Annotated in this window: 12 protein-coding genes; 10 read left to right on the top strand and 2 right to left on the bottom strand. The window is 62.1% G+C overall.

Annotated elements, in window-relative coordinates; genetic code table 11:
• Positions 1 to 109: 109 nt before the first annotated feature.
• Positions 110 to 589, top strand: coding sequence for an RNA pyrophosphohydrolase (locus C0058_RS30845; RefSeq protein ID WP_003176750.1), 480 nt, complete (start codon positions 110 to 112; stop codon positions 587 to 589).
• A gap of 22 nt (positions 590 to 611) precedes the next feature.
• A complete protein-coding gene (gene ptsP / locus C0058_RS30840; RefSeq protein ID WP_003213828.1) occupies positions 612 to 2,891 on the top strand; it encodes a phosphoenolpyruvate--protein phosphotransferase in 2,280 nt (759 codons plus the stop codon).
• A gap of 137 nt (positions 2,892 to 3,028) precedes the next feature.
• Here the strand turns inward: ptsP and C0058_RS30835 are convergent, their stop codons facing one another.
• On the bottom strand, positions 3,029 to 3,775 hold the full coding sequence (locus C0058_RS30835; RefSeq protein ID WP_102370116.1) for an NRDE family protein: 747 nt from the start codon (positions 3,773 to 3,775) through the stop codon (positions 3,029 to 3,031).
• Between the two features lie 89 nt (positions 3,776 to 3,864).
• Between C0058_RS30835 and C0058_RS30830 the strand changes: the two genes are divergently transcribed.
• The 3 genes from C0058_RS30830 (at position 3,865) to C0058_RS30820 (ending at position 6,411) form a co-directional block, all read left to right on the top strand.
• Positions 3,865 to 4,647, top strand: a complete 783-nt coding sequence (locus C0058_RS30830) for a sulfite exporter TauE/SafE family protein (RefSeq protein ID WP_003213825.1) — start codon at positions 3,865 to 3,867, stop codon at positions 4,645 to 4,647.
• 66 nt (positions 4,648 to 4,713) lie between these two features.
• A complete protein-coding gene (lgt, locus tag C0058_RS30825; protein ID WP_010167785.1) occupies positions 4,714 to 5,526 on the top strand; it encodes a prolipoprotein diacylglyceryl transferase in 813 nt (270 codons plus the stop codon).
• A gap of 51 nt (positions 5,527 to 5,577) precedes the next feature.
• Entirely contained in the window at positions 5,578 to 6,411 is an 834-nt protein-coding gene (locus C0058_RS30820) for a thymidylate synthase (RefSeq protein WP_003213821.1), read from the top strand.
• A gap of 124 nt (positions 6,412 to 6,535) precedes the next feature.
• Here the strand turns inward: C0058_RS30820 and cadR are convergent, their stop codons facing one another.
• On the bottom strand, positions 6,536 to 6,985 hold the full coding sequence (gene cadR / locus C0058_RS30815) for a Cd(II)/Pb(II)-responsive transcriptional regulator (RefSeq protein WP_017476559.1): 450 nt from the start codon (positions 6,983 to 6,985) through the stop codon (positions 6,536 to 6,538).
• Positions 6,986 to 7,070: 85 nt separating this feature from the next.
• Between cadR and C0058_RS30810 the strand changes: the two genes are divergently transcribed.
• The 5 genes from C0058_RS30810 to C0058_RS30790 all read left to right on the top strand — a co-directional run bounded on the left by C0058_RS30810 (position 7,071) and on the right by C0058_RS30790 (position 14,277).
• Positions 7,071 to 9,341, top strand: coding sequence for a heavy metal translocating P-type ATPase (locus C0058_RS30810; RefSeq protein ID WP_102370115.1), 2,271 nt, complete (start codon positions 7,071 to 7,073; stop codon positions 9,339 to 9,341).
• Positions 9,342 to 9,357: 16 nt separating this feature from the next.
• Positions 9,358 to 10,221 (top strand): LysR family transcriptional regulator, encoded by an 864-nt coding sequence (locus C0058_RS30805; RefSeq protein WP_102370114.1) that lies wholly within the window; start codon positions 9,358 to 9,360, stop codon positions 10,219 to 10,221.
• Between the two features lie 225 nt (positions 10,222 to 10,446).
• On the top strand, positions 10,447 to 11,511 hold the full coding sequence (locus tag C0058_RS30800) for a putative 2-aminoethylphosphonate ABC transporter ATP-binding protein (RefSeq protein ID WP_023659299.1): 1,065 nt from the start codon (positions 10,447 to 10,449) through the stop codon (positions 11,509 to 11,511).
• Between the two features lies 1 nt (position 11,512).
• Positions 11,513 to 13,237 (top strand): putative 2-aminoethylphosphonate ABC transporter permease subunit, encoded by a 1,725-nt coding sequence (locus C0058_RS30795; protein ID WP_102370113.1) that lies wholly within the window; start codon positions 11,513 to 11,515, stop codon positions 13,235 to 13,237.
• A 23-nt stretch (positions 13,238 to 13,260) separates the two neighbouring features.
• Positions 13,261 to 14,277, top strand: coding sequence for a putative 2-aminoethylphosphonate ABC transporter substrate-binding protein (locus C0058_RS30790; RefSeq protein WP_102370112.1), 1,017 nt, complete (start codon positions 13,261 to 13,263; stop codon positions 14,275 to 14,277).
• Positions 14,278 to 14,357: the final 80 nt, after the last annotated feature.

Raw genomic sequence — 14,357 nt, 5'->3', positions numbered from 1 at the left:
TCCAGAATACGGTCTTTTCACAAGAGTGCACATAAGGTAAGCAGCCTCGTTGCCGCTGTATCAATCTTTGTGGAACAATGCGGTGACATGCGTTTGCGAGGTTGTTGCCGTGATCGACCCCGATGGTTTCCGTCCTAATGTCGGGATTATTCTTACGAATGATGCCGGACAGGTGCTATGGGCTCGCCGTATCAACCAAGATGCCTGGCAGTTTCCTCAAGGCGGAATCAACCCCGACGAAACCCCTGAAGACGCCTTGTACCGTGAGTTGAACGAAGAAGTAGGCCTTGAACGTGAAGATGTGCAAATTCTGGCCTGCACCCGAGGCTGGTTGCGCTATCGTTTGCCGCAACGTCTGGTGCGTACCCACAGCCAACCGCTGTGCATCGGCCAGAAACAGAAATGGTTTCTCCTGCGCCTGATCTCCAACGAGCAGCGGGTGCGGATGGATTTGACCGGTAAACCGGAGTTCGATGGCTGGCGCTGGGTCAGTTATTGGTATCCGTTGGGCCAGGTGGTGACATTCAAGCGCGAGGTTTATCGTCGCGCTCTTAAAGAGCTTGCCCCGCGCCTTTTAGCGCGCGACTGACGACGGAGTTCGACCCCGAGCCATGCTCAATACGCTGCGCAAGATCGTCCAGGAAGTTAACTCCGCCAAGGATCTCAAGGCGGCGTTGGGGATTATTGTGTTGCGCGTCAAGGAAGCCATGGGCAGCCAGGTCTGCTCGGTTTACCTGCTGGACCCCGAGACCAACCGTTTTGTCCTGATGGCCACCGAGGGCTTGAACAAGCGCTCCATCGGCAAGGTCAGCATGGCGCCCAATGAAGGTCTGGTGGGCCTGGTGGGGACGCGTGAAGAACCCCTGAACCTCGAAAACGCGGCCGATCACCCGCGTTATCGCTACTTTGCCGAAACCGGTGAAGAGCGCTACGCCTCGTTCCTCGGTGCGCCGATCATTCACCACCGCCGCGTTGTCGGCGTGTTGGTCATCCAGCAGAAAGAACGCCGCCAGTTCGACGAAGGTGAAGAAGCCTTCCTCGTGACCATGAGCGCGCAGCTCGCCGGGGTTATCGCCCACGCCGAGGCCACCGGTTCGATTCGCGGCCTGGGGCGCCAGGGCAAGGGCATCCAGGAAGCCAAGTTCGTCGGCGTGCCGGGTTCGCCGGGTGCTGCTGTCGGTACCGCCGTGGTCATGCTGCCGCCCGCCGACCTGGACGTGGTGCCGGACAAGACCGTCACCGACATCGACGCTGAAATCATCCTGTTCAAGACCGCCCTCGAAGGCGTGCGCAATGACATGCGCACCCTCTCGACCAAGCTGGCCACCCAGCTGCGGCCTGAAGAGCGGGCGTTGTTCGACGTGTACCTGATGATGCTCGACGACGCGTCCCTGGGCAGCGAAGTCAAGGACGTGATCAAGACCGGCCAGTGGGCCCAGGGCGCGCTGCGCCAGGTGGTCACCGATCACGTCAACCGTTTCGAATTGATGGACGACGCCTACCTGCGCGAGCGCGCCTCGGACGTGAAGGACCTCGGTCGCCGTCTGCTGGCCTACCTGCAGGAAGAGCGCTCGACCACGTTGGTGTACCCCGACAACACCATCCTGATCAGTGAAGAACTGACCGCCACCATGCTCGGCGAAGTGCCGGAAGGCAAACTGGTGGGCCTGGTCTCGGTACTGGGTTCGGGCAACTCCCACGTCGCGATCCTGGCTCGGGCCATGGGCATTCCGACGGTGATGGGGCTGGTGGACCTGCCGTATTCCAAGGTCGACGGCATCGAAATGATCGTCGACGGCTACCACGGCGAGGTCTACACCAACCCCAGCGAAGTGCTGCGCAAGCAATACGCCGAAGTGGTGGAAGAAGAACGCCAGCTGTCCCAGGGCCTCGACGCCCTGCGGGAACTGCCGTGCGTGACCCTCGACGGCCACCGCGTACCGCTGCTGGTCAACACCGGCCTGCTGGCGGACGTGGCACGTGCACAACAGCGCGGCGCCGAAGGGGTGGGCCTGTACCGCACCGAAGTGCCGTTCATGATCAACCAGCGTTTTCCGAGTGAGAAGGAGCAGCTGGCGATTTATCGCGAGCAATTGTCCGCCTTCCATCCGTTACCGGTGACCATGCGCAGCCTGGACATTGGCGGCGACAAGTCACTGTCGTATTTCCCCATCAAGGAAGACAACCCCTTCCTCGGCTGGCGCGGTATTCGCGTTACCCTCGACCATCCTGAAATCTTCCTCGTCCAGACCCGCGCGATGCTCAAGGCCAGCGAAGGCCTGAACAACCTGCGCATCCTGCTCCCGATGATCTCCGGCACCCACGAGCTGGAAGAAGCCCTGCACCTGATCCACCGGGCCTGGGGCGAAGTGCGCGACGAAGGCGCCGACGTGCCGATGCCGCCGATTGGCGTGATGATCGAGATTCCGGCGGCGGTGTACCAGGCTAAAGAGCTGGCGCGGCAGGTGGACTTCCTGTCGGTGGGCTCCAACGACCTGACCCAGTACCTGCTGGCCGTGGACCGCAACAACCCGCGGGTGGCCGACCTCTACGACTACCTGCACCCGGCGGTGCTGCAAGCCTTGCAGAACGTGGTGCGCGATGCCCATGCCGAAGGCAAGCAGGTGAGTATCTGCGGCGAGATGGCCGGTGACCCGGCGGCGGCCGTACTGTTGATGGCGATGGGCTTTGACAGCCTGTCGATGAACGCCACCAACTTGCCGAAGGTGAAATGGATGCTGCGCCAGATCAACCTGAGCCGGGCCAAGGAGCTGCTGGCGGAGTTGATGACTATCGACAACCCGCAAGTTATCCACAGCTCGCTGCAATTGGCGCTGAAGAACCTTGGGTTGGCGCGGATGATCAACCCGGCGTCTGCAAAGAGCCTCTAACCGGATTTCAGAGCCTGTCCCCAATCGAAATGTGGGAGCGGGCTTGCTCGCGAAAGCGGTGCATCAGCCAGCTTATGTATTGGCTGACACGCCGCCTTCGCGAGCAAGCCCGCTCCCACATTTGATTTGCGTGAGGTTCAGATTTTGAGTTCAACTTCACCCAACTGCCCACCATACGGCCCAAAACTGCGCTCCACGATATGCCGCGTACCGTCGGCATTCACAATCAGCGCCGTACTCGCCCGCGTCCCATAACTGGGGCTGGCAATAAACACACTCGACAGCAAGCTCTCCGTCGCCAAGCCCACGCCGGTGTCCGGCAATTCGGCAAACGGCGCAGTCTGCGGATCGCTCAAAATCCCCAGCAAAGCTTCGGGCTGTGGATCCGCCAACACTTGCGCCAACGCCGCCTTCGCCTTCAACAGCTTCGGCCACGGCGTATCCAGCCCCGCATTGGATAGCCCATAAACCCCTGCTTCCAAGCGCGTCGGAGCGGACTCCTTGGCGTTGTAGTGCCACAACTCGTCCCGCGTCCCCAGCAACAGGTTAAACCCGGCATATTCAATCGATCTGCCGTTAACGTCGGCCAGGTAATCCTCAATCAGCAGCGAACCACTGAGAAACCGCGCCACCAATTCGCCCCGCGACTTGCGGGCCGGCGGCTGGTGCGGGTCACGAATATTGGTCAGCGCCGCAAAGCGCCCATCCGTCCCGACCCCCAGCCAGGTCCCGCCGGCTTCCTGGTCGCGCCCGGCGTAAACATGGGGCGCATCCAGCCACTGGGCCAACGGCAAACTGGGCCGGGCATAAAATTCATCACGGTTGGCCGCGACGATCAGCGGCTGGGCGTGGCCCGGCCGCCAGGCGAAAACAATCAGGCACATAAGGCGATCCCTTTGTGTTTTGCCCACTCTACCCATAGAACCCTGTGCTTTGCATCCGTTAACATGCCGGTCTGTTTTCGGGGGCTCCCATGGAATTTCTGCTGTATTTGCTGCTGGGATCCTGCGCGGGCATGCTCGCCGGGCTGTTCGGCGTGGGCGGCGGCATCATTATTGTGCCGGTGCTGGTGTTCAGCTTCACCTTGCAGGGCTTCGATCCCGCGGTGCTGACCCACCTCGCTGTCGGCACGTCCCTGGCGTCTATTATCTTCACGTCGGTGAATGCGGTGCGTGAGCATCATCGGCGCGGCGCCGTGCGCTGGCCGATCTTCGTATGGATGGCCGTGGGTATCCTGCTGGGCGCGGGCGTTGGCGCGCTGACCGCCGAGGCGATCTCCGGGCCGCATCTACAGAAGATCATCGGTGTGTTCGCCCTGGTGATCGCCGTGCAGATGACTCTGGAGCTCAAGCCCAAGGCCAGCCGCCAGGTGCCGGGCAAGCTCGGCCTGACCCTGGCGGGCGGCGTGATCGGCTGGTCGTCGGCGATTTTCGGCACCGGCGGCGGTTCGTTGACCGTGCCGTTCCTGACCTGGCGCAGCGTGCCGATGCAGCAGGCAGTGGCCACTTCGTCGGCCTGCGGCTTGCCGATCGCCCTGGCCAGTGCGTTAAGTTTCATGATTCTGGGCTGGCATGATCCGCTGCTGCCCGATCATAGTCTCGGCTTTGTGTACTTGCCGGCGCTGCTGGGCATCGCCCTGACCAGCATGGTGGCGGCCCGTTTCGGCGCGCGCCTGGCGCACCGGTTGTCGCCGCGCTTGCTCAAGCGGCTGTTCGCCGGGCTGCTGTTTTGCGTAGGGCTGAATTTTTTGCTGTAACGCAGGCTTAATCGCGCACCGGCATGGTCCGATGCGCCATGACTATTGATTTAACGAGGAGTCGCAATGCTGCCTTACCCGCAGATCAACCCGGTGGCCGTGGCCATCGGTCCGCTGCAAATCCACTGGTACGGGTTGATGTACCTGATCGGCATCGGCGGTGCCTGGCTGCTAGCTTCCCGGCGCCTGAACCGTTTCGACCCGACCTGGACCAAGGAGAAGCTCTCCGACATGGTGTTCTGGATGTCGATGGGGGTCATCGTCGGCGGACGCCTGGGGTATGTGCTGTTCTATGACCTGCCAGCCTACATCGCCAACCCGACGCTGATCTTCGAGGTGTGGAAGGGCGGCATGGCGTTCCACGGCGGGTTTGTGGGGGTGATGATCGCCGCCTGGTGGTTTGGCCGGCGTAACGGTAAGTCGTTCTTCCAGTTGATGGACTTCGTCGCGCCGTTCGTGCCGATTGGCCTGGGTGCCGGGCGCATCGGCAACTTCATCAACGCTGAATTGTGGGGCAAGCCGAGTGACGTGCCGTGGGCCATGGTGTTCCCGCCGTTCAGCGACCCGGCGCAATTGCCGCGCCACCCCTCGCAGCTGTACCAGTTCGCCCTGGAAGGCGTGGCGCTGTTCCTGATCCTCTACATCTTCTCGCGCAAGCCACGCCCAACCATGGCCGTATCGGGGATGTTCGCGTTGTTCTACGGGATCTTCCGCTTTATCGTCGAGTTCGTACGGGTGCCGGATGCGCAACTGGGCTACCTGGCGTGGGGCTGGGTGACCATGGGTCAGATTCTCAGCCTGCCGATGATCATCGCCGGCCTGGGCCTGCTGTGGTGGGCTTACAATCGCCCGCAAGGCATCAAGAACACCGCGCTTTAAATTCGGACGCCGGGGCCCGAGGGTCCCGGCTTCAACGATACAGGTATACACATGAAGCAATATCTCGAACTACTGAACGATGTCGTGACCAATGGCCTGACCAAGGGCGACCGCACCGGCACCGGCACCAAGGCCGTGTTTGCCCGTCAGTTTCGGCATAGCTTGGCCGACGGCTTCCCGCTGCTGACCACCAAGAAGCTTCACTTCAAAAGCATCGCCAATGAATTGATCTGGATGTTGAGTGGCAACACCAACATCAAGTGGCTGAACGAAAATGGCGTGCGTATCTGGGACGAATGGGCCACCGAAGACGGCGACCTGGGCCCGGTGTACGGCGAGCAGTGGACCGCCTGGCCCACCAAGGACGGCGGCAAGATCAACCAGATCGACTACATGGTCGAGACGCTGAAGACCAACCCCAACAGCCGCCGCATCCTGTTCCACGGCTGGAACGTCGAGTACCTGCCGGACGAGACCAAAAGCCCGCAGCAGAACGCCCGGGACGGCAAGCAAGCGCTGCCACCTTGCCACCTGCTGTACCAGGCGTTTGTGCATGACGGTCATCTGTCGATGCAGTTGTACATCCGCAGCTCAGATGTATTCCTCGGCCTGCCGTACAACACCGCGGCCCTGGCGCTACTGACCCATATGCTGGCCCAGCAGTGCGACCTGATCCCTCACGAGATCATCGTCACCACGGGCGACACCCATGCCTACAGCAACCATATGGAACAGATCCAGACCCAGCTGGCGCGCACGCCGAAGAAGCTGCCGGAACTGGTGATCAAGCGCAAACCCGCGTCGATCTACGATTACAAATTCGAAGATTTTGAAATCGTGGGCTATGACGCTGATCCGAGCATCAAGGCCGATGTAGCGATCTAAAAGCGATCTCGGTCCAAATGTGGGAGCGGGCTTGCTCGCGAATACGGTGTATCAGAAACACATTCAGTGGCTGACACTCCGCTTTCGCGAGCAAGCCCGCTCCCACATTTTTTTGTGTACACATTCAATGCCCGTGGCTTCTGCCCACATGTGAGGGCTCAGCCTCGCTGGCCGCGACACTCCCGCTGACTTCCAGCCGCTGCAAAATCCCGCACTGATCCAGATCCGGCCCGCCGCCACAGCGCTGGCGCAGGTCGAGCAACTGTTCCTGCAACGCCAGCAGCCCGTCGATCCGCGCCTTGACGTGGTGGATATGCTCGTCAATCAATGCATTCACGCTTTCGCACTGGTCCTGAGGACTGTCACGCAGGCCCAGCAGGCTGCGAATTTCCTCAAGGGTCATGTCCAGGCTGCGGCAGTTGCGGATAAACACCAGCCGTTCGGTGTGCGCCTGGGTGTACAGCCGGTAATTACCGTCACTGCGCGCAGGCGGCGGCAGCAGGCCTTCTTTCTCGTAATAACGGATGGTTTCCACCTGGCAATCCGTCAATTTTGCCAATTCGCCGATCTTCATCGCAGCAATCTCCTAAAGGATGCTTGACCCTATAGTGGCTACAGGGTCTTTACTTGGCAACAGGCACCTTTACGGACGCGACAGAATGAGCGATTCCCTCCACACCCCGCACAAGCACGACCATGATCATGACCACGCGCACGATCACGGCCCCAAGCTGAAACCTGTGCAGAAGCACGACCATGGCAGCCATGGCGACTCCTGCTGTTCCAGCAAGGCGGCGCCGGCGCTGGTGAAGCTGACCGAAGCCCCGACAGCGGGCTCGCGGCTGAGCACCTTCCGCATCGAAGCCATGGACTGCCCCACCGAGCAGACGCTGATCCAGAACAAACTGGGCAAGCTTGCGGGTGTGCAGCAGCTGGAATTCAACCTGATCAACCGCATTCTCGGCGTCACTCACGACCTGCCGACGACCGCGCCGATCATCGACGCCATCAAGTCCCTGGGCATGCAGGCGGACCCCATCGAAGAAGGCGTCGCCCCGGCTGAGCCGCCGGCGAAGAAGCACTGGTGGCCGCTGGCCGTGTCCGGCGTGGGCGCGCTGGGTGCTGAAGTGCTGCACTTCACCAACGCAGCCCCGACGTGGGTGATTGCCCTGGTCGCGCTGATCTCGATCTTCAGCGGCGGCCTCACCACCTACAAAAAGGGCTGGATTGCCCTGAAAAACCTCAACCTGAACATCAACGCCCTGATGAGCATCGCCGTCACCGGCGCGATCCTGATCGGCCAGTGGCCGGAAGCGGCGATGGTGATGTTCCTGTTCACCGTGGCCGAGTTGATCGAGGCCAAGTCCCTGGACCGCGCACGTAACGCCATCAGCGGCTTGATGCAGATGACGCCGGAACAGGCCACGGTCCGTCAGGCAGATGGCAGTTGGGTTGAACAGGAGGTTAAAGTCATTGAACTGGGCGCCATCGTGCGGGTTCGTCCCGGCGAGCGCATTGGCCTGGACGGTGAAGTCACCTCCGGCCAGTCCACCATCGACCAGGCGCCGATTACCGGTGAAAGCCTGCCGATCGAAAAGACCGTGGGCGACAAAGTCTTCGCCGGCACCATCAACCAGGCCGGCTCCCTGGAATACAAAGTCACTGCAGCCGCCAACAACTCCACCCTGGCGCGGATCATCCACGCCGTGGAACAGGCCCAGGGCGCCCGCGCGCCAACCCAGCGTTTTGTCGACACCTTCGCCAAGGTCTACACCCCGGCGGTGTTCATCTTTGCCCTGGGTGTGGCGTTGATCCCGCCGCTGTTCATGGGCGGAGTGTGGTTTGAATGGGTCTACCGCGCACTGGTATTGCTGGTGGTCGCGTGCCCATGTGCACTGGTGATTTCCACCCCGGTGACCATCGTCAGCGGCCTGGCCGCTGCGGCGCGCAAAGGCATCCTGATCAAGGGCGGTGTGTACCTGGAGGGTGGCTACAAACTCGACTACCTGGCCCTCGACAAGACCGGCACCATTACCCACGGCAAACCGGTGCAAACCGATTACCTGGCGCTGTTCCCGAACATGGAAGACAGCGCGCCGGCCCTGGCCGCCAGTCTGGCCGGGCGTTCCGATCACCCGGTGTCCCTGGCCATCGCCAACGCGGCTGTGGACAAAAACCTCACCGTGCACACTGTGGATAACTTCGAGGCCCTGACCGGGCGCGGTGTGAAGGGCGAGATCAATGGAGAGGTCTATTACCTGGGCAACCACCGTCTGGTGGAAGAGCTGAACCTGTGCTCGCCGGCCCTGGAGAAGAAGCTCTTCGCCCTGGAAAAACAAGGCAAGTCCGTGGTCCTGTTGCTGGACAAGTCCGGCCCGCTGGCGCTGTTCGCCGTGGCCGACACCGTGAAGGACACCAGCCGCGAAGCCATCCAGCAGTTGCATGACCTGGGCATCAAGACGCTGATGCTGACCGGCGACAACACCCACACTGCCAAGGCGATCGCCGATCAGGTGGGTATCGACCAGGCCCAGGGCGACTTGTTGCCCACCGACAAACTGCAAGCCATCGAAGCGCTCTACGCCAAGGGCCACCGGGTGGGCATGGTCGGCGACGGTATCAATGACGCCCCGGCCCTGGCCCGTTCCGAGATCGGGTTTGCCATGGCGGCGGCCGGTACCGACACCGCCATCGAGACCGCCGACGTGGCCCTGATGGATGATGACCTGCGCAAGATTCCGGCATTCATTCGGCTGTCGCGGCAAACGTCGAGTATCCTCAAGCAGAACATCGCCCTGGCCTTGGTGATCAAGGCGATCTTCCTCGCGGTGACCTTCCTTGGGATGGCCACCATGTGGATGGCGGTGTTCGCCGACATGGGCGTGAGCCTGCTGGTGGTATTCAATGGTCTGCGCCTGCTGCGCAAATAGTCGATGAGAGGGTGGTGTGCTGAGTGCCGAGCTGAAGGCGTTTTACATGGTCGCCCGCCTGGGCAGTATTACCCAGGCGGCGAAAAAGCTCGGGCTGAGCCAGCCCACCGTGACCACCCAGATTCGTCACCTGGAAAGCCAGTACTCGGTGGAGTTGTTCTACCGTGGCGGGCGCCGCCTGACCGTCAGCGACGAAGGCGCGCGGCTGTTGCCGATGGTCAAGGCGCTGTTGCAGCAGGAAGCGGACATCGAGTTTTTCCTGCGCAACAGTGGCCAGGTACAAGGGGCCTTGAGGATTGCCGCGACGGCACCTTATTACATCCTCGACCTGGTCAAGACCTTCCGCGAGCGACTGCCGCAGGTCGAGGTTTCGGTGGAGATCGGCAACTCCCAGCAGGTGCTGGAAGCGCTGGATGACTACCGCGTCGACGTCGCTGCCTCATCCCAATTGCTTGAAGACCCGCGCCTGATCCGGCGGGTACTGGGCATGGACCCGCTGGTGCTGGCGGTGCATCGCAATCATCCGCTGGCAGTGCTCGACCATGTGCCACTGACCGCGCTGGCCGGGCACACCTTGCTGATGCGCGAGCCGGGCTCCACCACCCGCCGATTGACGGAAGAGATGTTGCAGGGCGCCGGCGTGAGTTACGGGCCGTTGCTGGAGATCGGCAGCCGGGAATCGATCCGTGAGGCGGTGTTGCGCAATATCGGCATCAGCATCATTGCCCGCCAGGAAGTGCCCCACGACCCGCAATTGCGCGTGCTGACCATCGAAAATGCGCCGCAGATTCCCGAGTATTTGTACTGCCTCAAAGAGCGAAAGGGCGCGCGGTTGCCGGCTGCTTTCCTGGGGTTGGTGCAGGAAATGTCGCCGCTCTGATCGTTCCCACGCTCTGCGTGGGAATGCTGGCCTGGACGCTCCGCGTCCGCTCTTAAGGTCGTGACGCGGAGCGTCACAGGATGTATTCCCACGCAGAGCGTAGGAACAATCTGTTGGCACAACCCAAATCCACCAATACCACTATCGCCACGTTTTGCCTTTCTGCCACAAGAGGGACGCATTGCCTGCCTAGGATGACCTTCATCAGTTTGATGAGGTGCCTCCATGAACACAGCCATGACTAATCCCGGCGCGCCAATGAAGGTGCGCGGTGTACAGAAACGCTTCGGCGCCTTCACCGCGCTGGATAACGTGTCCCTGGACGTCGCCGCTGGCGAACTGGTGTGCCTGCTGGGCCCGTCGGGCTGCGGCAAGACCACCTTGCTACGCTGCATCGCCGGCCTGGAGCGCCAGGACAGCGGCGAGTTGTACCTCGGCGACCGCGATGTTTCCCTACTGGCACCCCAGGCTCGGGACTACGGCATTCTGTTCCAGTCCTACGCGCTGTTTCCCAATCTCACCGTCGAAGCGAACATCGGCTACGGCCTCACCGGCAGTGGCCGTGATGAAGTGCGCAAGCGTGTCGGGCAGATGCTCGAACTGGTGGGTTTGGTGGGCAGCGAAAAGAAATACCCCGGCCAACTTTCCGGCGGCCAACAACAGCGTGTGGCACTGGCTCGCGCCCTGGCGCCGGCGCCGTCCTTGCTGCTGCTGGACGAACCCATGTCGGCCCTCGACGCCCGGGTGCGCGAGCATCTGTGCACCGAGCTGCGCCAATTGCAGCGCCGCTTGGGCATCACCACCCTGATGGTCACCCACAACCAGGACGAGGCCATGCTGATGGCCGACCGCATTGCCGTGATGAACAACGGCAAGGTCGAGCAGTACGCCACGCCCCAGGAAATCTACGACCGCCCGGCCACACCGTTCGTGGCCGAGTTTGTCGGCCAGGGCAACTGGCTGCCGTTCAGTCGCAACAGCGCCAGCCACGCTCAGGTTGGCGGCATGAACATGCGCCTGGCGGACAACGCAGGCGTCGCGAAATCGGGCCGTCTGTTCTGCCGCCCGGAAGCCATCAGCGTCAACCCGCCGGTGCATGAAGAAAACCTGTTCCCGGCCAAGGTCCGCGAGATCACTTTCCTCGGCAACCGCTGCCGCATGAGCTTCGAGCTGGACCAACTGCCCGGCCATCCGCTGCTGGCCGAATTGGCCCCGGAAGCCATGCCGCGCCTTGGCGCCCAGGACATCTGGGTCGCGCTGCCCCCGCGCAGCCTGCAGGTGTTTGCCTGAGATGGCCCGCGATATGACTCTGCCGATACCCGATAACGTGGCTCGTCAGGTTTCCCGTGCCGAACTCGGCGACCGTATTTTTGTAGTCGGCGGCAAGCTGCTCTGGCTGTGCCTGCTGGGCGTCGCGGTGCTGATGCCGCTGCTGGCGATCTTCTGGCGCGGCTTCAGCAGTGAAGCCGGGCAGGGCGGTGGCCTGGTGGCGGCGCGGGAGTTGGTCACCAGCGATAACTTCCACTGGTTGCTGGGTAACAGCCTGAAGGTTTCCGGCAGCGTGGCGGTCATCGTCGTACCGCTGGCTTATCTGTTTGCCTACGCGCTGCAACGCACGCTGATTCCCGGCAAGGCGATCTGGCGTGGCATGTCGCTGCTGCCGTTGATGGCGCCGTCGATGCTGCCCGGGATTGCGCTGGTCTACCTATTCGGTAACCAGGGCATGCTGCGCGGGCTGCTGTCGGACAACATCTATGGCTTCTGGGGCATCGTCCTCGGCGAAGTGATCTACACCTTTCCCCATGCCTTGATGATCCTGTTGTCGGCGCTTTCCCTGGCGGATGCACGTTTGTTTGACGCCGCATCGAGCATGGGTGCGAGTCCCGCACGGGCGTTTCGCAGCATCACCTGGCCGGCGACGCGCCAGGCCGTGTTTGCCGCGTTTTGCCTGGTGTTCACTCTGACCATCACTGACTTTGGCGTGCCCGTGGTAGTCGGTGGCGACTATCAAGTACTGGCGCTGGAAGCCTACAAAGCTGTGGTCGGCCAGCAGCAATTCGGCCGCGGTGCCTTGATCGGCATGGTCCTGCTGCTGCCGGCACTGTTCAGCTTCGGTGTCGACGCCTGGTTGCGCCGCCGCCATGGCGACTGCATGAGTGGCCGCGCCCAGGTGTTCCAGCCGGCACCGTCGAAACTGCGGGATGGCTGCTACCTGGCCATCGTCCTGCTGATCTGCGCGATCCTGCTGCTGGTGTTCGGCATGGCGGTCTACTCATCCCTGGTGAAATTCTGGCCCTACAACCTGTCGCTGTCCCTGGCCCACTACCAGTTCGAAGACACGGCCGGCGGCGGCTGGCTGGCCTACCGCAACAGCATCACCATGGCCTTGTGCACCGCGTTGATCGGCAGCGTGCTGATCTTCACCGGCGCCTACCTGATGGAAAAGACCAGGGGCCAGAAGGGCCTGAACCTGGCGCTGCGCATGCTCAGCTTCGTGCCGATGGCGGTGCCGGGGTTGGTGCTCGGCCTGGGCTACGTGTTCTTTTTCAACCTCAACGGCAACCCGCTGCATGTGCTCTACGGCACCATGACGTTGCTGGTGGTGTGCACCATTGCTCACTATTTGACCACCGCCCAAATGACCGCCACCACGGCCCTGCGCCAACTGGACGCGGAATTCGAAGCCGCCGCGCTGTCGCTGAAGGCGCCGCTGTACCGCCATTACCTGCGGGTCACCGTGCCGATCTGCCTGCCGGCGCTGCTGGACATCGTGCGCTACCTGTTCGTCTCGGCGATGACCACCGTCTCTGCCGCGATCTTCCTCTACAGCCCCGACACCATTCTCGCCGCCGTCGCCGTGCTGAACATGGACGACGCCGGCAACGTCGGCGGTGCGGCGGCCATGTCGACCCTGATCCTGTTCACCTCGGCGGGCGTGTCCTTGCTGCTGGCGTGGGCCTCACGCGGCTTGTTGCGCCGCTCCCAGGCCTGGCGCCAAACCGCGCCCGGTCAATAAATCATCCATAAAGGAACTGCACCATGTTCAAGCCCCTGGCGTTAGCCGCTGCTGTGCTCACTGCGTTCAGCCTGAATGCCTTTGCCGCCAAGACCGAGTTGACCGTGTACACGGCCCTCGAAGCCGAGCAATTGAAGACCTACAAACAAGCCTTCGAAAAGGCTAACCCGGACATCGATATCAAATGGGTGCGCGATTCCACTGGCATCATCACCGCCAAGCTGCTGGCCGAAAAAGCCCGCCCGCAGGCTGACGTGGTCTGGGGCCTGGCGGCTTCCAGCCTGGCGATCCTCGACCAGCAGGGCATGCTGCAAAACTACGCACCGGCAGATTTGAGCAAGATCGGTGCGAACTACCGCGACGCCGCCAACCCGCCTGCCTGGGTCGGCATGGACGTGTGGGCTGCGACCATTTGCTTCAACACCGTCGAAGCCGAAAAGCAGGGCCTGAGCAAGCCCGTGAGCTGGCAGGACCTGACCAAGCCTGAATACAAGGGCAAGATCGTGATGCCCAACCCGGCCTCGTCCGGCACGGGCTTCCTGGATGTGAGTGCCTGGTTGCAGACCTTCGGCGAGAAGCAGGGCTGGCAGTACATGGACGACCTGCACCAGAACATCGGCCAGTACGTTCACTCCGGTTCCAAACCCTGCAAGCTGGCGGCCTCGGGTGAATTCCCGATCGGCATTTCCTTCGAATACCCGGCCGTTCAGCTGAAGCGCCAGGGCGCACCGCTGGACATCATCCTGCCGAAAGAAGGCCTGGGCTGGGATATCGAAGCCACTGCCGTGATCAAGGGCGCTGCCCACGCAGACGCGGCACAGAAACTCGCCGACTTCTCCGCCAGCCCCGCGGCGATGGAGCTGTACAAGGAAAACTTCGCGGTACTGGCCCAGCCGGGCATCGCCAAGCCGCAGACCGAGTTGCCGGCGGACTACGAGCAGCGGTTGATCAAGAATGACTTTGCCTGGGCGTCGAAAAACCGCGACAGCATCCTGACCGAATGGCGCAAGCGCTATGACGGCAAGTCGGAAAAACAATAACCACCGATCGTTCCCACGCTCTGCGTGGGAACGCTGCTCTGGACGCTCTGCGTCCGCTTTTGTAGTCGTGACGCGGAGCG

The sequence above is a fragment of the Pseudomonas sp. NC02 genome (genome assembly GCF_002874965.1).
Taxonomy (GTDB): Bacteria; Pseudomonadota; Gammaproteobacteria; order Pseudomonadales; family Pseudomonadaceae; genus Aquipseudomonas.
The sequence above is the reverse complement of the archived record's forward strand: the minus strand, read 5'-3'. Positions and strand labels throughout refer to the sequence as shown.